Source organism: Pseudomonas cremoricolorata (genome assembly GCF_000759535.1).
Taxonomy (GTDB): Bacteria; Pseudomonadota; Gammaproteobacteria; order Pseudomonadales; family Pseudomonadaceae; genus Aquipseudomonas; species Aquipseudomonas cremoricolorata_A.
This window is the reverse complement of record NZ_CP009455.1, coordinates 181,848-201,519: the sequence shown is the minus strand read 5'-3', so window position 1 is coordinate 201,519 and position 19,672 is coordinate 181,848. Positions and strand designations below refer to the sequence as shown.

Sequence of the window (19,672 nt, the reverse complement as noted above, 5' to 3'; positions counted from 1 at the left end):
CCTCGATGGACGAATACCAGCAGACCATTCGTGCGCTGTCCGACCGCATCGTCGCCGCGCAGACACCGATTCGTGTGCTCGATGCGGTGAAGTGGGACGACAGCATCAAGCAGGCCTTCCTCGACGCCAAGGGCAAGGCGCCTCCGGCCGTCGACCGTGCCTACTACCAGAACCGCCCGCTGGGGTTTGACTCCAGCGCGGTGAAGGCCGAGTTCCAGGCCATCGAGCGTGACATCACCCGGCGTCTGGGGCAGTTCAACCCGGTCGGGCAGATCATGCGGCGCATGTGCAAGGAATACCGCATGGTGGTGCGCATGCTCGAAGCGCGGGGCACCGAGGATTTCGGGCTGATTTCCCAGGAGCTGTACGGCGCCGCATCCGATGCCTTCCACGCCGGTGATCCGACCCTGGCGGACCTGGGCTTGATGCTGTCGAACTACCTGGACAACATCGATGGTCGCGGTGATCTGAAGGACGAAGCCAAGGACCTGAGTGCCAAACAGGCAGTGGAGATTCTCCAGCGGCGCCTCAATACGGTGTTCGGTGAGGCCGAGGGCACCATCCGCGTGTTCGAGTCCGATGGCATCGTCGCCGATGCAGCAGCCGGCGCCGATTACATCAAGGTGCGCGCCGATGCTCGCTTCAACAGCCGCGACGTGCGTGCGCTGGAGGTCCACGAAGGGCTGGTGCACGTCGGCACCACACTCAACGGCCTCAATCAGCCGATCTGCACCTTCCTTGCCAAGGGTCCGCCTTCTTCGACGGTGACCCAGGAAGGCCTGGCCATTCTGATGGAAGTCATCGCCTTCGCCTCCTACCCCAGCCGCCTGCGCAAGCTGACCAACCGCACCCGCGCCATCCACATGGTCGAGGAGGGCGCCGACTTCATGCAGGTCTATGCCTTCTTCCGCGAGCAGGGCTTCGACCTGGGCAACAGCTATAGCAATGCCAGCCGGGTGTTCCGTGGCTCGGTGCCCAACGGCCTGCCGTTCACCAAGGATTTGTCCTATCTCAAGGGTTTCATCATGGTTTACAACTACATTCAGTTGGCCGTGAAGAAGGGCAAGCTGGAGCAGATACCGCTGTTGTTCTGCGGCAAGACCACCCTGGAAGACATGCGCACCTTGCGCCAACTGGTCGAAGAGGGCCTGGTCGAGCCACCCAAGTACTTGCCCGAGCAATTCCGCGACCTCAATGCGTTGTCGGCCTGGATGTGCTTCTCCAACTTCCTCAACCACCTGAGCCTCGACCGCATTGAAGCCGACTACGCCAACATTCTCTAAGCGCCTGCGCGGTCTGCTCGTCGCCGGCGCCCTGCTACTCTCGGCCGGTTGCAGCAGCCTGCTGTTCTACCCCGAGCCAGGCCAGCCGTTCACCCCCGAGCGGGCCAGCATCGCCTGGCGTGATGTGAGCTTGACCACCGCCGATGGCGTGAAACTGCATGGTTGGTGGCTGCCGGCAAAACAGGGGGTTGCGGTCAAGGGTACGGTGCTGCACCTGCATGGCAATGGCGGCAACCTGGCGGGCCACCTGGGCGGCAGTTACTGGCTGCCCGAACAGGGCTATCAGGTGCTGATGCTCGACTACCGCGGCTATGGCCTTTCGCAGGGCACACCAAGCCTGCCGGCGGTGTATCAGGACTTGGCGGCGGCATTCGATTGGCTCGACCAGGCACCTGAAGTACGCGGCACGCCACGGTTCTTGCTCGGCCAAAGCCTGGGCGGCGCTCTGGCGATTCACTACCTGGCGCAACACCCCGAGCAGCGCCGGCGTTTTACGGCGCTGATTTTCGATGGCGTACCGGCCAGTTACCGCGATGTCGGCCGCTACGCCCTCGGCACCTCCTGGCTGACCTGGCCGTTGCAGGTGCCACTGGCCTGGCTGGTGCCTGACGGCGACAGCGCGATCCGTTCCATTGAACGCCTCGACAGCCCGCCCAAACTGTTTTTCCACAGCATCGACGACAACCTGGTGCCGCTGGACAACGGCATCCGCCTGTACCAGCACGCGCCGCCCCCACGCGTGCTGCAGTTGACCCGAGGCGGCCATGTGCAGACCTTTGCCGACCCCAACTGGCGCCAGGTGATGCTGCGTTTCATGGACGACCCCACGCATTTCAACGGCCTGCGGCGTCTGGCCGAAGTGCCCAACTACCCCGACGAGAAAGCCCCGCAATGAGCGAAGAACGCAACGCCATCCCGCTGATCCTGACTGGCCTGGCGAGCATCTTCGTCACCGTCGGTGCGCTCTGGTACTACGGCTACCTGCATTTCGCCAAACCTGAAGATGCCTTGCTGCTGCAGGACTACACCATGCTCAAGACCGTGCCCGGCGAGGACTACAAAGTCTCGCTGGCCCCAGCCGAACAGGTCGCCCATTGCATCGAGGGTGTGCTGGTGCTGTTCGATACCCAGCAGAAAGGTCTGACCGGCGTACTGGTGGACAACCGCAAGCGTGCGGTGCGCTGCGTGCAGGACCCGCTCTGAAGCCTGTGCCATGGCAGAGCACCTGAACTCTGCCGTGGCGTGCGTGGGGATCAGCTGATCAGTGGCTGATCCACGAGTGGGCGCTGCCAGGCATGATCGCTGCCGGGCCGTTCAACCTGAAGGGAAAGTAGTGATCGAGGGTCTCTCGGTGCAATGCGTCGTAGGCCTCAGAGCGGACAGCCGAATGACCCTCCACATAGTCGATCAACGACAGGTAGTCAGGTCGCGTGGTTTCCAGCAGTTGATGGAAGGCGTCCGGCCCCGCCAGCGACGAAATCACCTGCATGTGCGCATTCAGCTCCTGGCCCTCTTGCACAGGCCGGGGTGTGACCAGAAACGCCTCGGGTAACAGCTGGAAGCGTTCGTTGGCCGTTTGCAACATGCGCTTGAGCACCGGGTTGCCAGGGTGGCTGGCGAAGTGCGAATTGCCCACCCGGACCTTGCCGCTCCACGGCATCTTGTAGCAGCCCCCCAGCAAGACATCATGCGGCGCTGCATTCAGCGGCGTGACCGGTAGCTTGACCAACTCGTCGTCGACGTCCATGTACAACCCACCGTATTCCTCGATCAGCCGGTAGCGCAGAAAATCCGCTGCGGCTGCATAGTTGCGCGCTGGGCTTTGCGGATTCCGAAAATACCGGTAGCCCTGTCCCTCATCGTTTTCATTGAAACGGGTGAAAAAATCTTGCTCGCGCAGGTCTTGCACCTCGATCCCCAGCGACTCGCACAACGCACGATTGGTTTCCAGCACGCCTGGATCATTGTCCAAGTGCATGATGAAGCGGTAGCCTCCCTTGTCGAGGTTCTTGCGCAGCTTCCAGGCGATCTTGTGCGGTACAGGCTTGTCACCGACCCAGATCATGTGCACTTCACGTGCAATGGGCTCGATCGACTGCGGCAGCTGCGGCAGGTCAGGGAAGCGGTAGTCTGCGAACAGGGTCTCGGCCGGCAAGTGTTCGCGTACTTGCTCGTACTGCTCGGCGCTTCCTGCCCGCCAGCGGACTTTGTCGCGCAGCGGCAGCTTTTCCCGCCACAGATACAGGTCCTGGAAGTACAGACGCCAGGCTGCAGCATCGGCGTCGTACCACACGGGCATCTCGACAATTCGCTGATCGATCTCCAGCCCTTGCGCCTGACGACGGGTCAATTGCACGGTAGCGCCATAACCATCGCTTTGTTCGCTGATGTCATCGAGCGCCAACGTGGTCTCGATGCGCGGCAGCAACGGTTGGCGCTGGATGTCATCGACATGCTGCACCGGCAGGTCTTGCACGGGCAGTTCCCGGGCAGAGGCACCACCGCGTAGTCCGAAGCGCAGATTGATATCCCAGTAGCCGTTTTCCAGCGCTGTGATGAACGGCCCGTGCGCGGCCGAATCATCCTCGGCACAGATACGCAGTTGCTGTTCGTGTTCGAGCCACTGCACACGGTACACATCCTTGCGCAGGTTGATGTAGAGCTTGCCGTCGTCGACGAAGACGCCTTTACCGCCACCGCTGACATGTACCTCACGTGTCACCCTGAGTTCTGCCAGACGCGCCCTCAGTTCAGGGGCAAGGCTGTCCAGTACAGGCCGCTGGGTCTGGAACTCGGCGATCAGTGGCCAGCGTGCGCCGGCGTCTGCCTGGGGGGAAATGTCGCTGGCTTGCAGCAGTTCGCGTTGTCCGGCGGCCTCGGCGATGTCGGCCGCTTCCAGCGCTGCACCTTGCAAGGTTTCTCTGACCGCCAGCAGTTGACTGGCCTTGCCGACCAGCGGTAGCGCATTGAGCAAACCGAAGGCCAGACGTTGCCCGCCCTGAACGACCTCGGTGGCGTCCTTGGCGGCGATCATCTGACCTGCACCTACCGCGAGCAGGGCTACACCCAGTGCTGCGGCTACGGTATCCAGAGCCGGCACCACCAGGGCGATGGCGCCGACAACGTTGGTCGCGGTCCCAAGGCCATACGCCACCTGCTTGCGCTGGTAGTCGGCCTGAGTGGTGATGTCGTAGTCTGCATCGCTGTAAAGACGGCTCTTGATGGCGTCACGGACACGCGAGAACGTGTAAGGGTAGAGCGATGCTGCCAGGTTGATGGTGCTGCTGAGCGACCATAGCCCGGTAGTGTCGTCGAGCCGCTCGGGATATGCACCCAGGCCCCGTAGCGCGGTGTCTACACCGCTGTAGAAGACTCCGTCGCGACGATCCTTGCGACTGAAGTGGCTGGCCAGCACGGCGCGCTTGCGCGGGTCGCGACAGGTGTGGCCGATCCACTCACGCAGCTCTTGCACAGACGCGAAGCCGTGCAGTGGGGAGGCATTGCCAGGGATGTACAGCACGACAGCGTCTTCACCCTGCTTTTGAAAGCTGATGATGTCCGTGGCCGTATAGCCATGGATCTGCAACGGCCTGACCTGATGCCGCGCAGACATCGGGTTATCGACGAAATAACGCATCGAAGTGCCCGACCAACTGGTGTTTGCGTGCAACATCATGCTGTTGAGCACCAATTGCGCATGGGCCTCACTGAGACTGCCCTCCTCGCGCTGGAGCAAGGTGGCCCGCACGACATTGCCCTTGAGCATGAGGTGGTAGATGCTCTCGTGTTGACTCCAGAAGCGTCGCAGATAACCGATGTACTTGCCTTGCAGATCAGCGTCCCATACCGCCCGCTGGAAAGTGGCAGGATCGAGCTCGATCTGGTTGTCTGGGCCATAGACCTGCGGCGAGGTGCGCCGATACACCGCATCGTACGCTTCACTGTCTGCCAGCTCGGCAGGTCCCAGCGTGACCAGCTCACTGATCGGGTAACCGGCCGTGCGCCAGGCCATCGGATGCCCGAGATGATCGAGCGCATCACCGCTGCCACGCTGTTGCCAATTGGCCAGCATCGCCTGTGGCAAGGTCATGGCGTGGGCTACTTGCGCTTTCCAGGGAGACTCTTTGATATGCACTTGGTCGATGTACAGCGTCGCCAGAATCAAATCATCCGCGCTATCTTCGATAGCGTGCTGATCGAGAAGCGTGCGTAGGGTCTGGGCGGCGAACTGGTGGGGTGTTTGCAGCGAGATGTGCTCACGTTCGAATGCCTGGCTGATCGAGAGCAGGATGTCCTCGTCTTCTTCTGGCGTGGCAGGGATGATCGACAGCAGGTCGTATTCGCCGGGCGACAAGACACGATCAGGATGGCTGGCGGGCTCTGGAGAGAAGGGCTCGCCAGGGGCAGGGTATTCGGGGTGTTGTGGTTGATAGTCCATGTTCGTACTCGATGATGGCTGGAAGCCCCACCGTGCGCCATGGCTTGAATACATCGGCAATAGAGATGTGACACCTGGGGCGTTGCCGTCGCTGCCAAAGGCGTATGCGCCGGAACGAAAAACCCCGCCACGAAGGCGGGGTTCTTGTATTCAACCTACGCGGTTAGCGGATGGTCGAACGCGGTGCGACAGGCTGGTTGTCGTTGGAGATGGTAACTTCCACACGACGGTTCTGCGCACGGCCCGAGTTGCTGGAGTTGTCAGCCACTGGGTATTGCTTGCCATAGCCTTGCGAAACGATGCGCGATGGATCGACACCGGCACGTACCAGGGCAGTGCTAACGGCACCAGCGCGGCGGTCGGACAGCGACAGGTTGTAGCTGTCGGAACCAACGCTGTCGGTGTAACCCTCGACGATGACCTTACGTTCCGGATTCTCGCTCAGGAACTGCGCCAGCTTGGTGATGTTCGGCAGGGCGCTGCTTTTCAGCTCGGCCTTGTTGAAGTCGAACAGCACGTCGCCGAAGGTCACCAGGGTGCCGCGGTCGGTCTGCTTGGCGTTCAGCTCGTTCTGCAGTTTCTTGATCTGCGCGTCACGGGCGTCCAGGCGGGCCTTGGCGCGCTCGGCAGCTGCACCCTTGAGCTCGGCTTCGGCGGTGCGCAGGGCGATGGTCTGCTTGGCGACTTCAACGCGCTGGTTGGTCAGGTAGGCCAGCTGGTCGACCTTCTTGTCGTCTTCGCGATCCATGTAGGCTTTGTCAGCCTTGTTCAGCCAATCCTGGGCGTCCTTGGTTTCCAGGGCCGCGACTTTGCTCGACTGCGGGTCGCTTTGCAGCGCCGAGAAGTTGCTGCGAGCCGATTCCAGGTTAGGGTTCGGGTCGTGGGAGCAGGCAGCCAGACCAACGCTCAGAGCGAGCAGGGCAGGGATCATTACGTGTTTGCGCATGGTGTTCATCCTTTGATCGTTAACGAAGGCTTAGGGTCGGAAAACGCGGCTTATTCAGCGGCGCGCATACCTTCCTCACGCACTTCCTGAACCCCTTGACGGGCGTCCTGTACAGCCTTCTGGGCCTTGGCGGCCTGAGCTTTACGCTCGGCTACGCGGGCATCCCACTCAGCCTGCTCGGCCAGGATTCGGGCGTCTTCGTACTTCTTGTCGTGCATGGCGATTTCAGCTTTCTTGAACTTGTCCTGGGCTGCCTTCATCTCGACCGCCGCGAACTCGGTGCCGCCAGCGCTGACCGCCGAGTTGACCGCCGATTGGGTCACGGCGTACTGCTCGGTCGGGGGCTTGCCAGCACAACCGGCCAGCACCAGGCTGCTGCCCAGGGCCAGTGCGGCCAGCTTGAGCCCGCGCATGTTGAAGGAAGAAGGTTTTGCGATGCGGGTCTTCATGGTGGTCAACTCCATTGGTCACTCCTGATAACGACGATGTCCGCAGTGGATCCATCGCTGTTTCCCTGATGCTCCCGAGCGCCGCAACGCCCGCATTTACAGGGTTTTGCCGTGATGGCTACCGTTTGTGACCGAGGCGTTTTTTGAATAGTTCCGATAAATTCGCGCGCTAACGATCTTTTTCCCTGACTGATTGGTCAGGCGTTTTTGCACGGAACTTACCGCTTGCCCAAGGGTATGTCGGCGCAGCCAGCGGCGGTTGACCATCACTTTTTCTCGTCGTCGGCCTGGCCATCCAGGCTGTGTAGATGCTGCTTGGACAGGGCGAGAAAACGTGGGGTGGAGCCGACGTCTTCATACAGCGGATCACCTTCCTCATCAGTGGCGATGACCTGCTGACCTTTGACGTAGGGGAAGCTCTCTTCCAGCTCTTCCAGTGCGGCGCCGACCAGTTCGCCCAGCAACTCCTGAGCTGTACGCTTGGGGTACATGTCGATCAGCGCCGCCAGGCGCGCTTCAGCCTCCAGGTCCAGATGCAGGACGTGGCTGGTCGGGCTCAGGCGGCCCTTGGCGTTTTGCTCCCAGTGCTGGGCAAGTTCGCGGATTTTCACGGTGACCTCCAGGGGTGTGTCATGACATTGCTTGTGAGTGAACCTGCACCGGGTTAGTTGCGCGCGATTCGCTCGGCTTGCCTTGGGCACCCCGCCGTGGGCACTCTTGGGGGTAAGCGGTTTCCTCGAAGGGAGAAGGGCTGATGACCGATATCGATGTGCGCTTGCGCGAAGACGTCCATCTACTGGGCGAGCTATTGGGTGAAACGATTCGTCAGCAGCACGGCGAAGCATTTGTGCAGAAGATCGAAGCCATTCGCCACAGCGCCAAGGCCGACCGCAGCGGTGCCGGGGAACAGCTGAGCAGCACCCTCGACAGCCTGGCTGACGATGAGTTGCTGCCGGTGGCGCGGGCGTTCAACCAGTTTCTCAACCTGGCCAACATTGCCGAGCAGTACCAGTTGATCCACCGCCGCAGCGACGATCAGCCCCTACCGTTCGAAGCCCGCGTGCTGCCCGAACTGCTCGCCCGACTCAAGCAGGCCGGGCACGATGAACGGGGCCTGGCCGAGCAGTTGGCGCAGTTGCAGATCGAACTGGTCCTCACTGCACACCCCACGGAAGTGGCCAGGCGTACGTTGATCCAGAAATACGACGCCATCGCTGCGCAACTGGCTGCACAAGACCACCGGGACCTCACCGAGGCCGAGCGTCAGCAGGTGCGTGAGCGCTTGCAGCGGCTGATCGCCGAGGCCTGGCATACCGAGGAAATCCGTCGCACTCGACCCACGCCCGTGGATGAAGCGAAGTGGGGCTTCGCGGTGATCGAGCATTCACTCTGGCAGGCCATTCCCAACCATCTGCGCAAGGTCGATGCGGCGTTGCACGCCGCCACCGGGCAACGGCTGCCGCTGCAGGCTGCGCCCATCCGCTTCGCCTCGTGGATGGGGGGCGACCGTGATGGCAACCCCAACGTCACGGCCTCGGTCACCCGTGAAGTGCTGCTGCTGGCACGCTGGATGGCCGCTGATCTGTTCCTGCGCGACGTCGATGCACTGGCTGCCGAGCTGTCCATGCAGCAGGCCAGCGCGGCGCTGCGCGAACAGGTCGGTGATAGCCGTGAGCCTTACCGGGCGGTGCTCAAGCAACTGCGCGAGCGTCTGCGAGCCACCCGTGCCTGGGCCCATGCCAGCCTTGAGGTCACCCAGCCCGCCGGGCCTGAGGTACTGGTCGACAACCAGCAACTGATCGCGCCGCTGCAACTGTGCCATGCCTCGCTGCACGCCTGTGGGATGGGGGTAATCGCCGACGGCCCGTTGCTCGACTGCTTGCGCCGAGCCGTGACCTTCGGCCTGTTCCTGGTACGCCTGGACGTGCGCCAGGACGCCGGCCGCCACCGCGACGCGCTGTCGGAAATCACCGCCTACCTCGGCCTTGGCCACTACGCCCAGTGGAGCGAGGTGCAGCGCATGGACTTTCTGCAAGCCGAGCTGAACAATCCAAGGCCGCTGTTGCCGGCGCACTTCCAGGCCGAGGACGACACCGCCGAAGTGCTCGCCACCTGCCGTGAAGTGGCGTCGGCGCCTGCGGCTTCGCTGGGCTCCTACGTGATTTCCATGGCCGGTGCAGCTTCCGATGTGCTGGCCGTGCAACTGCTGCTCAAGGAAGCCGGTCTGACCCGGCCGATGCGTGTGGTGCCGTTGTTCGAGACGTTGGCTGATCTGGACAACGCAGGCCCGGTGATCGAGCAACTGCTGCAGTTGCAGGGTTACCGCGCCAGCCTGCAAGGCCCGCAGGAAGTGATGATCGGCTATTCCGATTCGGCCAAGGATGCCGGCACCACGGCGGCTGCCTGGGCGCAGTACCGCGCCCAGGAAAGCCTGGTGAACATCTGCCGCGCACACGATGTCGAGCTGCTGCTGTTCCATGGCCGTGGCGGCACGGTGGGACGCGGCGGTGGACCGGCCCATGCGGCGATCCTGTCGCAGCCACCCGGCTCGGTGGCCGGGCGCTTCCGAACCACCGAACAGGGCGAGATGATCCGCTTCAAGTTCGGTCTGCCGGGCATTGCCGAGCAGAACCTCAACCTTTACCTGGCGGCGGTGCTGGAGGCGACCCTGCTGCCGCCGCCCTTGCCGCAGCCGGCCTGGCGCCAGGTCATGGATCAGCTCGCCAGCGATGGGGTGGCTGCCTACCGCCAGGTGGTGCGGGAAAACTCGGACTTCGTCGAGTACTTCCGCCAGTCGACGCCGGAACAGGAGCTTGGCCGTCTGCCGTTGGGCAGTCGTCCGGCCAAACGGCGTGCCGGCGGAATCGAGAGCCTGCGGGCGATTCCGTGGATCTTCGGCTGGACTCAGACGCGCTTGATGCTGCCGGCCTGGCTCGGCTGGGAAACGGCCCTGGACAATGCGCTGGCACGCGGTGAGGGCGATCTGCTGGGGCAGATGCGTGAGCAGTGGCCGTTTTTCCGCACCCGCATCGACATGCTGGAGATGGTTCTGGCCAAGGCTGACGCACAAATCGCCGAGGCCTACGACCAACGTCTGGTGCAACCGCACCTGCTGGGGTTAGGCAGTCATTTGCGCGACCTATTGTCGCAGTCGTGCGAGCTGGTATTGGGGCTTACCGGGCAGTCGGTGCTACTCGCCCACAGCCCCGACACCCTGGAGTTTATCCGCCTGCGCAACACCTACCTCGACCCCTTGCACCGCTTGCAGGCCGAACTGCTGGCCCGCACCCGAGGCCGCGAAGCCGCTCTGGACAGCCCGCTGGAGCAGGCCTTGCTGGTGACCGTAGCAGGCATCGCCGCGGGCTTGCGTAATACTGGCTGAGGCATCGCGCGGCTGCGCACAGCGCTTCCCGGGTCGGTCGCCAGTGGCCGGGCCGCGCCAGGGTGGCACCAGGCGCAACCCCTGCGACGCTGGGTCGCAAGGGGGGCATTCCTGCCACTTTGGGATGCTTGTCTGCCTGACAGGCGCTGTGTATCTTGAGCAGCCTTTTGACCGATTTTCCGGTCGAGACCGTTTTTCCGGAGTTGGCCCGTTCAGCCGAATCCATTGATTTACATAAAAATTATGAGGAGCACGAGATGCGCGTAATTCTGCTGGGAGCTCCCGGGGCCGGCAAAGGTACTCAGGCAAAGTTCATCACCGAAAAGTTCGGTATCCCTCAGATCTCCACCGGCGACATGCTGCGCGCCGCGGTCAAAGCCGGTACGCCGCTGGGCCTGGAGCTGAAGAAAGTCATGGATGCCGGCCAACTGGTGTCGGACGAGCTGATCATCGATTTGGTCAAGGAGCGCATCGCCCAGTCTGATTGCGCCAATGGCTGCCTGTTCGATGGCTTCCCGCGCACCATTCCCCAGGCCGAAGCCATGCAGCAGGCCGGTGTCGCGATCGACAACGTGGTCGAGATCGCCGTCGACGATGAAGAAATCGTCGGTCGCATGGCCGGTCGCCGTGTGCACCTGGCCTCGGGTCGTACCTACCACATCCAGTACAACCCGCCGAAGGTCGAGGGCAAGGACGACGTCACAGGCGAAGACCTGATCCAGCGCGACGACGACCGCGAAGAAACCGTGCGTCATCGCCTGTCGGTCTACCACACCCAGACCAAGCCGCTGGTGGACTTCTATCAGAAACTCGCCGCTGTTCAAGGCAAGCCCAAATACAGCCACATCGAAGGCGTCGGTTCGGTCGACTCGATCACCGCCAAGGTGCTCGCAGCGCTCAGCTGAGCCCCGCGTCCATCGCACCACGGCCCGCTTGCGGGCCGTTGTCGTTTATACTGCCGCTCTTTTTTGCCTGGATACCCTGTTCGATGACCACCCTGCTGGCCCTGGATACCGCCACCGAAGCCTGTTCCGTCGCGCTGCTGCAAGGCGGTGAGGTCATCAGCCATCACCAGGTCATTCCGCGACAGCACGCGCAAAAGCTGCTGCCGATGATCAAGCAACTGATGGCCGAGGCAGGCGTGCCGCTGAGCGCGCTGGATGCCATCGCCTTTGGCCGTGGCCCTGGCGCATTCACCGGGGTTCGCATCGCCATCGGTGTAGTACAGGGTTTGGCGTTTGCCTTGGAGCGGCCAGTGCTGCCGGTGTCCAATCTGGCAGCGCTCGCCCAGGGTGCGTTGCGCGAGCAGGGTCACACCCAGGTCGCCGCTGCCATCGATGCGCGCATGGACGAGGTGTACTGGGGCTGCTACCGCGCCCAGGCCGGTGAAATGCGCCTGCAGGGCGAGGAAGCGGTGCTTTCGCCCGAACGTGTCGCGTTGCCCGCTGAGCGTGCCGGCGACTGGTTCGGCACGGGCACGGGCTGGGGTTACGCCGAACGTCTGGCGGTCCCGGTGACGGCATTCGACGCCACGCGCCTGCCTACGGCGCAGGATATTCTGGCCCTGGCGACCTTCGCCTGGGGCCGTGATGAAGCAGTGGCTGCCGACCAGGCCCAGCCGGTCTACCTGCGGGACAACGTGGCAACGCCCAAGGCCCGTTAACGCGCTTCGACCAAGCCCGAAAGCGGTCGTCCGTCGGCCCGGTCTTCCCAGCGCCAAACCTTCTGCGATAAGTGTGGTCAAGTTAACACTAGAGCATTAGCGAAGGACCACCGATGCTGCTAGATTGCCATCATTGGTCCCGAGTCTGCCGTTCATGCGCATCGATGGTTTTCCTGCTTCTTCCTATCCGGTCAAGCGCACGCCTGCGCGCCGCGCGCCCGTGGCCGACGAACAGATCGATGACGCCCAGTTGGCCGAGGAGGTCGACCTGGTCGAGCTGGCCAAGGGCAATCGCCGCGGGGGTCTACCGGTGCGCCAGCAGGATGTGATCTTTCCCCGCGCGCGCGATCGGCGCACCGCCTGCGCCCTGGCCAGTTACCTGGCCACGGCCGGCTACAGCGAGTGGGACATGGACATACTGGGCCTGGATCTGTACATCTGACCCATGAGCTCAAGCGTACTGCCTTATTTTCTCGGATGCCCGTCCTGGGCCGACAACACCTGGCGCGACTACTTCTATCCAGATGACGCCCGCGGTAGCGACTACCTGGCCCTGTATGCCCAGGTATTCAATGCCGTCGAAGGCAATACAACCTTCTATGCGCGCCCCTCGGCCGACATCCTGGCCCGCTGGGCTCAGGTCATGCCAGAGCACTTTCGCTTCACCGCCAAGTTTCCCCGTGACATCAGCCACAGCGATGACCTGCGACTGCAACTGGATGCGGCCCAGGCTTTCGTTGCCTTGATGGCCCCGTTGGGCAAGCGGGTCTCGCCGTTCTGGCTGCAACTGCCGGCAAGCTTTGGCCCGCCGCGCCTGCCAGAGCTGGCCCACGTGCTGGCCGAACTGGCGGTGCCAGTCGCGGTGGAGGTGCGTCATCCGGCGTTCTTCGCCCGAGGCGATGAAGAGCGCCAGCTCAATCGGCTACTGCACGGTCTGGGCGTAGAGCGCATCTGCCTCGACCCGCGGGCGCTGTTCAGCTGCACCTCCCGTGACCCGGCGGTGCTCCATGCGCAGAGCAAGAAGCCCAACGTGCCGGTACGTCCGGCCGCCTTCACCGAGTATCCGCAGGTGCGTTTCATCGGTCACCCACAGCTGGCGGGCAATGAGCCATTTCTGGGGGCGTGGGTGGAAAAGGTCGCCACCTGGATCGAGGCGGGCAAGCGCCCCTACGTGTTCCTGCACACCGCTGACAACCACTTGGCCGCAGCCCTGGCCCAACGCTTTCATGAGCGCTTGAGCGAGCGGCTGCCCGGCCTGGCGGCGCTGGCGCAACTGGCACGTGGGCCAGAAGTCGAACAGCTCGGCCTACTCTGATACCTTCGTCGCTCTGCGGTCGAACCCATCGACCGCTCACATGTTCTCTTCCGACCCGAGGTGCTGATCATGGATGTGCAAACCCTGCGCGGTGAAGCTTTCAAGGCGTTGCACGAACGCGACGGTGCATTCGTCGTGGCCAATGCCTGGGATGCCGGCTCGGCGCGGCTGTTGGCCAGCCTCGGGTTCGATGCGCTGGCCACCACCAGCGCGGGTCTGGCGTTCAGCCTTGGCCGACCGGACGCTGAGGGTGCATTGAGCGTCGAGGACGTCCTGGGCAATGCCGCAAGCATCGTCGAAGCCACTGCGTTGCCGGTGACCGCCGATCTCGAGAATGGCTTTGGCGATACGCCGCAGGACTGCGCCGCGAGTATCCGCCGCGCCGCCGAGGTCGGGCTGGTCGGCGGCTCCATCGAAGATGCGAGCGGGCGCAGCGAGGCGCCGATCTATGATTTTCAGCAGTCCGTCGAGCGTGTTCAGGCCGCCGTGCAGGCTGCAAGTGAGCTGGCATTCCCGTTCACTCTGTGCGCCCGTGCCGAGAACCTGCTGCACGGACGAATCGATCTGGCCGACACTATCAAGCGCCTGCAAGCCTATGCTGAGGCCGGCGCCGATGTGCTCTACGCACCGGGCCTGAGCACTGCCCAGGATATCCGCAGCGTGGTGCAGGCGCTGGCGCCCAGGCCGGTGAACGTGCTGATGGGCATGGCCGGCGTGACGCTGACCGTGCAGCAGCTGCAGGATCTGGGCGTGCGCCGCATCAGCGTTGGCTCGTCCATGGCCCGGGTGGCGTTCGGTGCCTTGCTGCGTGCCGGGCTGGAAATCCGCGAGCGCGGAACCTTCACCTACGGCGAGCAGGGCATGCCGTTCACTGAACTCAACGATCTGTTCCGGCGCTGAAGGCAATGCGCGGGCTGGTGCTGTTCTGTCTGTTCGTCCTGCTCGGTGTCGGGGCGTTGTGGTCCAGCGGCTGGCGTCCGCCAGCGCAGTGGAACCCGTGGGCGCCGCTGGATGTGCGGCAGCCGCCGAACCTGCTGACGCCCTATAAACTCTCGCGCCTGCGCGACGACCCGCAGTTGTGCAGCCGCGCTCTGGCCAGTTCCGGCTTGCGCTACCGGGCCCAGGCCGACAGCCCGGCCGACGTCAATTGTCCGCTGCGTAACGTCTGGCGGATCGAGGGCGGGCAGGCGCGGCTGAGCAGCAGTTTCCTGGCCAGTTGCCCGTTGGCCGTCGCCTACGCATCATTCGAATTGCACGGCCTGCAACCCGTCGCCCAGCAGGTGCTGGGCCAGTCGGTCGCTCAGGTCGATCATCTCGGCAGCTTCGCCTGCCGCAACGTCTACCACCGCAAGCAGGGGCGGCTCAGCCAGCATGCCAGTGCCAATGCCTTGGATATCAGCGGCTTTCGTCTGACCAATGGCGAGCGCATCATCCTGGCCCGCGATTGGCAGGGTGATGGGCGCAAGGCGCAGTTTCTAAGGGCTGTGCAGCAGTCGGCGTGCAAGCATTTCAGCACTGTGCTCGGGCCGGACTACAACGCCGCACACGCCAACCATTTCCACCTCGACATGGGTCTGTGGCAGGTCTGTCGCTGAAGTCTCGAGGGCATCAGGCGTAGGCGCGCACGTTGTTCAGCACCACGGGGCGCGTCCAGTGCAGGTCGAACTCCAGGTCGTGCTGCAGGGCCGCTACCGCGGCCTCGGAGAACGGCTCAGGTGCTTCATCGAGCAGGTCCAGCTCGAACTCGGCGATGGGCAAATGCAGCGGCCGCGGGCTGGGTGCAGTGCCAGGAACGGGCGGCTCACTGCCTTGGCTGATGACCAGCGGTCGCAGCCAGCTGCTGTTGAGGTCGAGCTGGCGCTGCTGTTCGATCAATTCGGCGCTGCTGAAGGGCTCAGGGGCGGGAGGCAGCAGTGCTGCGTCAAGTTCGGCCTTGGGCAGAAACAGCGGCTCGGGAGGCTCGACGTGACGTTCGCTGACTGCGCAGGCGCGCTGGGTGTCGATCAGCTCCAGTGCGCGGGCACCCCCGCAGGGCTCGCCGCTCAGTGGATCGAGCCGGCTCAGCGACTCACTGAAGGCATCTGCCGGCACGTGCTGCTGATCTGCCAGTGCGCGGGCGAAGAAGTCCTGCCACAGCTGGCTGACACCGCTCAGCGCCTGGGTGTTCTGCCGGGCATAGTTGCCGACAGAGGACAGGTAGGTCAGGCCGATGGCAGGGGAGATGTCGGTCATGGCGGTGGCGAAGCAGGCGCTCTGGCACAATGGCGGATACTGGGTGTATCGGCCGTGGCCGGGGTTTCATTAAATTTTTTGGGTGCGTGAACCGATGGTCGAGCAACAGCAACAGGTGGGCATCAGGGTCGAGGCCTTGTCGGCGCCGTTCCAGGCGCAGGCGCAGCACTGGGCAGAGCGCCTGGGTCTGCCGCTGGTCGATGAGCAGGCCGAGTTCGCCGTGCAGTTCGGTGGCGATGGCCTGCAGATTCAGCAACTCGGGCCACAGGCGCCGGGGCCGGTCCGGGTCGATTTCGTCGAAGGTCAGGCGGCGCATCGCCGACTGTTCGGCGGCGGCAATGGGCAGATGATCGCCAAGGCCGTGGGCATCGCCCAGGGCATTCGCCCGCAGGTGCTCGATGCCACCGCCGGGCTGGGCAAGGATGCCTTCGTGCTGGCCAGCCTGGGCTGTCAGGTGACGCTGATCGAGCGTCAGCCGCTGATTGCCGCGTTGCTCGAAGATGGCCTGGTTCGCGGCCGCCTGGATGCCGAGGTGGCGCCGATCGTCGAGCGCATGCGCCTGCTCACGGGTAACGCCATCGAGCACCTGCGCAACTGGCAGGGCGAGCCGCCCCAGGTGATCTACCTCGACCCGATGTTTCCACACCGCGACAAGAGCGCGTTGGTGAAAAAGGAAATGCGCGTGTTCCGCCCGCTGGTGGGCGACGATCTGGACGCCCCGGCGTTGCTGGCGGCAGCCTTGCAGTTGGCCAGCCACCGCGTAGTGGTCAAGCGCCCGCGCAAGGCGCCGATCATCGACGGCGCCAAGCCCAGCCATAGCATCGACGGCAAATCGAGCCGCTACGACATCTACCCGAAAAAGACCCTCAAGGCCTGAGGCCGGTGCCGGCCAGGCCTTTTACTTGCGTGCCAGCAGCGTCGCCCGGCGCGGCGCCGGCAGGCCCTCGACGGTGCGCGAGTGGTCGTGCGGGTCGAGGAAGTCGGCCAGCGACTGGTAACGCATCCACTCGGTGCTGCGCTGCTCCTCGATGCTGGTGACACTGACGTCCACGCAACGTACGTCGCTGAAGCCTGCACGGCGCAGCCAGCGCTCCAGCGCCGGAACCGACGGCAGGTACCAGACGTTGCGCATCTGCGCGTAACGGTCTTCAGGTACCAGCACCTGCTGCTCGTCGCCTTCCACCACCAGGGTTTCCAGCACCAGTTCACCGCCCTTGATCAGGCAATCCTTGAGCGCCAGCAGGTGCTCGATAGGGGAGCGCCGGTGGTAGAACACGCCCATGGAAAACACCGTGTCGAAGCCTTCCAGCTGGGCCGGCAGCTCTTCCAGAGCGAACGGCAGGTGCCAGGCCGGCAGATCGGGCAGATAGCGCTGCACGGCCTGGAACTGGCAGAAGAACAGCCAGTTGGGGTCGACGCCAAGCACCATGTCGGCACCGGCACCGAGCATGCGCCACTGGTAGTAGCCGTTGCCGCAGCCGACATCGAGCACGCGCTTGCCGCGCAGATCCAGGTGCGGGGCGATGCGTTGCCATTTCCAGTCCGAGCGCCACTCGGTGTCGACGTGCACGCCGAACAGGTCGAAAGGGCCCTTGCGCCAAGGCGACAGACCCATCAGAGCGCTGCGCATCTGCGCGCGGGTGGAGTCGTCGCAAGGGCAATCCAGGCGCAGACCATTGCGCAGGTCGATATCGCTGGGCTGGATATCCGGCAGCGCGGCAAGCGCATCGCGCCAGCGCGCCAGATCGCCGTGGCCTTTTTCCAGCTTGAGGTTCAGTTGCGCTTGCAAGCCAGCTGCCCAGGATGCCAGCGGAGTGCCAGCCAGACGCTGGACGAGGGGAGTGAGATCGATCATGGCAGGGCTATCAACGACGCGAAGTTAAGGCATTGGAACCAGGGCACCACCTTGCTGAAGCCGGCGGCGTGCAGGCGTTCGGTGTGGGCCTGCAAGGTATCGGGTTTCATCACGTTTTCAATGGCGCTGCGTTTCTGGGCGATTTCCAGTTCGCTGTAGCCATTGGCGCGCTTGAAGCCCAGGTGCAGGTCATTGAGCAGTTGCTGTGCCTGCGCATCGGCCATCAGCAGCTTTTCCGAAAGGATCAGCGCACCGCCCGGCAACAGCGTCTGGCGGATGCGTGTGAGCAGCTCCAGACGCTGTTGCGGGGCGATGAACTGCAGGGTGAAGTTCATCGCCACCAGTGATGCCGGCTCGAAGGGCAGGGTGAGGATGTCGGCTTCCACCACCTCGACTGGCAGCAGTTCCTGGAACATCGAGTCCTGCGCCGTGAGGTACTGGCGGCAGCGCTCGACCATCGCCGCCGAGTTGTCCACCGCTACCACCCGGCAGCCTTCGCTGCGCACATGCCGGCGCAGCGCCTGGCTGACCGCGCCCAGTGAGGCGCCGAGGTCATACAGTATGCTGCCTGGCTGGGCGAAGCGGGCAGCGAGCACCCCGAGGTTCTCGACGATGGTCGGGTAACCGGGCACCGAGCGCTTGATCATGTCTGGAAACACTTGCACCACGTCTTCGTTGAAGACGAAGTCGGGCACCTGCTCCAGCGGCTGGGCGAATAGGCGGTCGGGGGCTTTGCTCACGGAACTACCACTGCGGTGACGATGAAGGGCACGCATTCTAGCCAAACTGGGCTTGCTGCGCATCGCCACCGGGCTGATGGTCCTGACGACGCGTAACCCTGGCGCTGCAACCGTTCCAGCTGCGGGAATCAGTGCCAAATGCTCGTGGTAGCGAGGTCGATTTACTGTCCTGTTCTCCCGGCCATCGGGCCGAGTACACAGGAAAATATTCATGAGCGTTGATAGTCCGCTTTATTTGCAGCAGTTCGATGATGCCGCAGGGCAGCCTGGCAAACTGGTGTCGGCGATGTTGCAGCGTGATGGTGAGGCCGGTGGGCTGACCCTCAGTCGCGAACACATCATCACCCTCAATCGCTACGCCAATTACGTGTTCACGCTACCGTCGGAGTTGAGTGATCTCAATCGTTGGCTGGGGTACACCAGCATCGAAGAGCCACACCTGACCGGGGAAAGCCTGCTGGAATTGTTCGACCTGCTCCGCCAGCACGCTCGTAGCTGGCGACCGTTGTCCGATGCGAGTAAACAGTTGGCGAGTCAGTTGGGCAGCAGTGCCCGTTCGATCGCCTCGATTGGTACAGACATCATCGTCGAGTGCCGAGCGATCAAAGCACTGGGTGACAAACAGTCGAGATGGCCGCAGATCGTCTTTGACGAGCCGGTGGCACTGGATGGGAGTGAGCGCATGGCGGTCCGAAGCCTTGCTGAGTTCTTCACGGTGCTACTGGAGGATGTGCGTAACTACGCCGAGCGCGTCATTGAAGTAGGGCGGATGAGTCAGCAGTTTCGTGACACGGCCTCCCTGACGCTGATTCCTGCGGTACATGACAAGCGTCGCGCGGTGCAGCGGCAGCAGTCAGATGGCGCAGTAGAGGGGTTGCGTGAGCGGCTCAAGGAGCTCGATGACGATATCTCGAGCCTCAACAAACAATATGACGAGTACGTCAAGGCGGCGCTTTCCGGGCTCGCTGCGGGTCCGCTCGGTGTGGCCATCACTGGCGGTATCTATGGCAGCAAGGCCGAGTCGGTGCGCAAGGAGCGTAACCGCCAGCAGGCGCAGCGACACGTGGTTGCCCAGGATCTCGCAAGCCGATTGGCGCTTGAAGGACGCATGGAAGACCTGGCGACCTTCATCGATGAACTCAAGTCGCGTCTGGATGACGTGGTGACAGCCAGCAGCCACCTGCACACGGCCTGGACCAGTGTGGAGAGCTACATCAGTGCCTCGCTGGACAAGCTCGAACACATCCAGACCAACCATCAGCTTGCAGCGTTCATCGTCCGGTTCAATCAGTTCCTCGCCCAGTGGGAACAGATCGAACTGCAGTCGCAGCAACTGACCCGTATTTTCGATGACGCCGCCGCAGCCTGA

Annotated in this window: 19 protein-coding genes; 12 read left to right on the top strand and 7 right to left on the bottom strand. The window is 63.4% G+C overall.

Annotated features, from left to right (window positions below; all coding sequences use genetic code 11):
• Window positions 1-5 precede the first annotated feature (5 nt).
• From LK03_RS00945 to LK03_RS00935, 3 genes are read left to right on the top strand one after another with little or no spacing between them, the layout of a single operon-like run.
• The gene (locus LK03_RS00945) at window positions 6-1,283 is read left to right on the top strand and encodes a flavohemoglobin expression-modulating QEGLA motif protein (protein WP_038410683.1); all 1,278 of its coding nucleotides are present in this window, start codon (window positions 6-8) and stop codon (window positions 1,281-1,283) included.
• Window positions 1,255-2,178 (top strand): alpha/beta hydrolase, encoded by a 924-nt coding sequence (locus tag LK03_RS00940; RefSeq protein WP_038410682.1) that lies wholly within the window; start codon window positions 1,255-1,257, stop codon window positions 2,176-2,178. Before LK03_RS00945 ends, LK03_RS00940 begins: the two co-directional genes overlap by 29 nt.
• Window positions 2,175-2,486: a hypothetical protein gene (locus tag LK03_RS00935; RefSeq protein ID WP_038410681.1), complete on the top strand. Its 312-nt coding sequence runs from the start codon at window positions 2,175-2,177 to the stop codon at window positions 2,484-2,486. The genes LK03_RS00940 and LK03_RS00935 overlap by 4 nt, the downstream gene beginning before the upstream one ends.
• 58 nt (window positions 2,487-2,544) lie before the next feature.
• On the opposite strand, the gene LK03_RS00930 is transcribed toward LK03_RS00935, so the two are convergent.
• The 4 genes from LK03_RS00930 to LK03_RS00915 form a co-directional block, all read right to left on the bottom strand.
• On the bottom strand, window positions 2,545-5,721 hold the full coding sequence (locus tag LK03_RS00930; RefSeq protein WP_167334480.1) for a dermonecrotic toxin domain-containing protein: 3,177 nt from the start codon (window positions 5,719-5,721) through the stop codon (window positions 2,545-2,547).
• A 163-nt stretch (window positions 5,722-5,884) separates the two neighbouring features.
• Window positions 5,885-6,667 carry an OmpA family protein gene (locus LK03_RS00925; protein ID WP_038414543.1) on the bottom strand — a complete coding sequence of 261 codons (783 nt, stop codon included), beginning with the start codon at window positions 6,665-6,667 and terminating at the stop codon, window positions 5,885-5,887.
• Window positions 6,668-6,717: 50 nt separating this feature from the next.
• Window positions 6,718-7,131, bottom strand: coding sequence for a DUF4398 domain-containing protein (locus LK03_RS00920; protein ID WP_028695302.1), 414 nt, complete (start codon window positions 7,129-7,131; stop codon window positions 6,718-6,720).
• 251 nt (window positions 7,132-7,382) lie between these two features.
• Entirely contained in the window at window positions 7,383-7,727 is a 345-nt protein-coding gene (locus LK03_RS00915) for a hypothetical protein (protein ID WP_038410679.1), read from the bottom strand.
• 143 nt (window positions 7,728-7,870) lie between these two features.
• Between LK03_RS00915 and ppc the strand changes: the two genes are divergently transcribed.
• From ppc to LK03_RS00880, 7 genes are all read left to right on the top strand, one after another.
• Window positions 7,871-10,498 (top strand): phosphoenolpyruvate carboxylase, encoded by a 2,628-nt coding sequence (gene ppc, locus LK03_RS00910; protein WP_038410678.1) that lies wholly within the window; start codon window positions 7,871-7,873, stop codon window positions 10,496-10,498.
• 257 nt (window positions 10,499-10,755) lie between these two features.
• Window positions 10,756-11,403 carry an adenylate kinase gene (gene adk, locus LK03_RS00905; protein ID WP_038410677.1) on the top strand — a complete coding sequence of 216 codons (648 nt, stop codon included), beginning with the start codon at window positions 10,756-10,758 and terminating at the stop codon, window positions 11,401-11,403.
• Window positions 11,404-11,486: 83 nt separating this feature from the next.
• Complete coding sequence (tsaB, locus tag LK03_RS00900) at window positions 11,487-12,161, top strand: tRNA (adenosine(37)-N6)-threonylcarbamoyltransferase complex dimerization subunit type 1 TsaB (protein ID WP_038410676.1); 675 nt, start codon at window positions 11,487-11,489, stop codon at window positions 12,159-12,161.
• A 154-nt stretch (window positions 12,162-12,315) separates the two neighbouring features.
• Window positions 12,316-12,603, top strand: coding sequence for a hypothetical protein (locus tag LK03_RS00895; RefSeq protein ID WP_038414542.1), 288 nt, complete (start codon window positions 12,316-12,318; stop codon window positions 12,601-12,603).
• 3 nt (window positions 12,604-12,606) lie between these two features.
• A complete protein-coding gene (locus tag LK03_RS00890) occupies window positions 12,607-13,476 on the top strand; it encodes a DUF72 domain-containing protein (RefSeq protein WP_038410675.1) in 870 nt (289 codons plus the stop codon).
• A gap of 69 nt (window positions 13,477-13,545) precedes the next feature.
• Window positions 13,546-14,376 carry an isocitrate lyase/PEP mutase family protein gene (locus LK03_RS00885; RefSeq protein WP_038410674.1) on the top strand — a complete coding sequence of 277 codons (831 nt, stop codon included), beginning with the start codon at window positions 13,546-13,548 and terminating at the stop codon, window positions 14,374-14,376.
• A 5-nt stretch (window positions 14,377-14,381) separates the two neighbouring features.
• Window positions 14,382-15,071 (top strand): extensin family protein, encoded by a 690-nt coding sequence (locus LK03_RS00880; RefSeq protein ID WP_038410673.1) that lies wholly within the window; start codon window positions 14,382-14,384, stop codon window positions 15,069-15,071.
• Window positions 15,072-15,084: 13 nt separating this feature from the next.
• Here the strand turns inward: LK03_RS00880 and LK03_RS00875 are convergent, their stop codons facing one another.
• Window positions 15,085-15,708, bottom strand: a complete 624-nt coding sequence (locus tag LK03_RS00875; protein WP_038414541.1) for a hypothetical protein — start codon at window positions 15,706-15,708, stop codon at window positions 15,085-15,087.
• A 94-nt stretch (window positions 15,709-15,802) separates the two neighbouring features.
• On the opposite strand from LK03_RS00875, the gene LK03_RS00870 reads away from it, so the two are divergent.
• Entirely contained in the window at window positions 15,803-16,585 is a 783-nt protein-coding gene (locus LK03_RS00870) for a class I SAM-dependent methyltransferase (RefSeq protein WP_038410672.1), read from the top strand.
• A 21-nt stretch (window positions 16,586-16,606) separates the two neighbouring features.
• On the opposite strand, the gene cmoB is transcribed toward LK03_RS00870, so the two are convergent.
• Both cmoB and cmoA read right to left on the bottom strand, forming a co-directional pair.
• On the bottom strand, window positions 16,607-17,563 hold the full coding sequence (cmoB, locus tag LK03_RS00865; protein ID WP_038410671.1) for a tRNA 5-methoxyuridine(34)/uridine 5-oxyacetic acid(34) synthase CmoB: 957 nt from the start codon (window positions 17,561-17,563) through the stop codon (window positions 16,607-16,609).
• On the bottom strand, window positions 17,560-18,339 hold the full coding sequence (cmoA, locus tag LK03_RS00860; protein ID WP_167334479.1) for a carboxy-S-adenosyl-L-methionine synthase CmoA: 780 nt from the start codon (window positions 18,337-18,339) through the stop codon (window positions 17,560-17,562). Before cmoA ends, cmoB begins: the two co-directional genes overlap by 4 nt.
• A gap of 175 nt (window positions 18,340-18,514) precedes the next feature.
• Here cmoA and LK03_RS00855 point away from each other — a divergent pair, with 175 nt between their 5' ends.
• Window positions 18,515-19,672, top strand: coding sequence for an alpha-xenorhabdolysin family binary toxin subunit A (locus LK03_RS00855; RefSeq protein WP_038410669.1), 1,158 nt, complete (start codon window positions 18,515-18,517; stop codon window positions 19,670-19,672).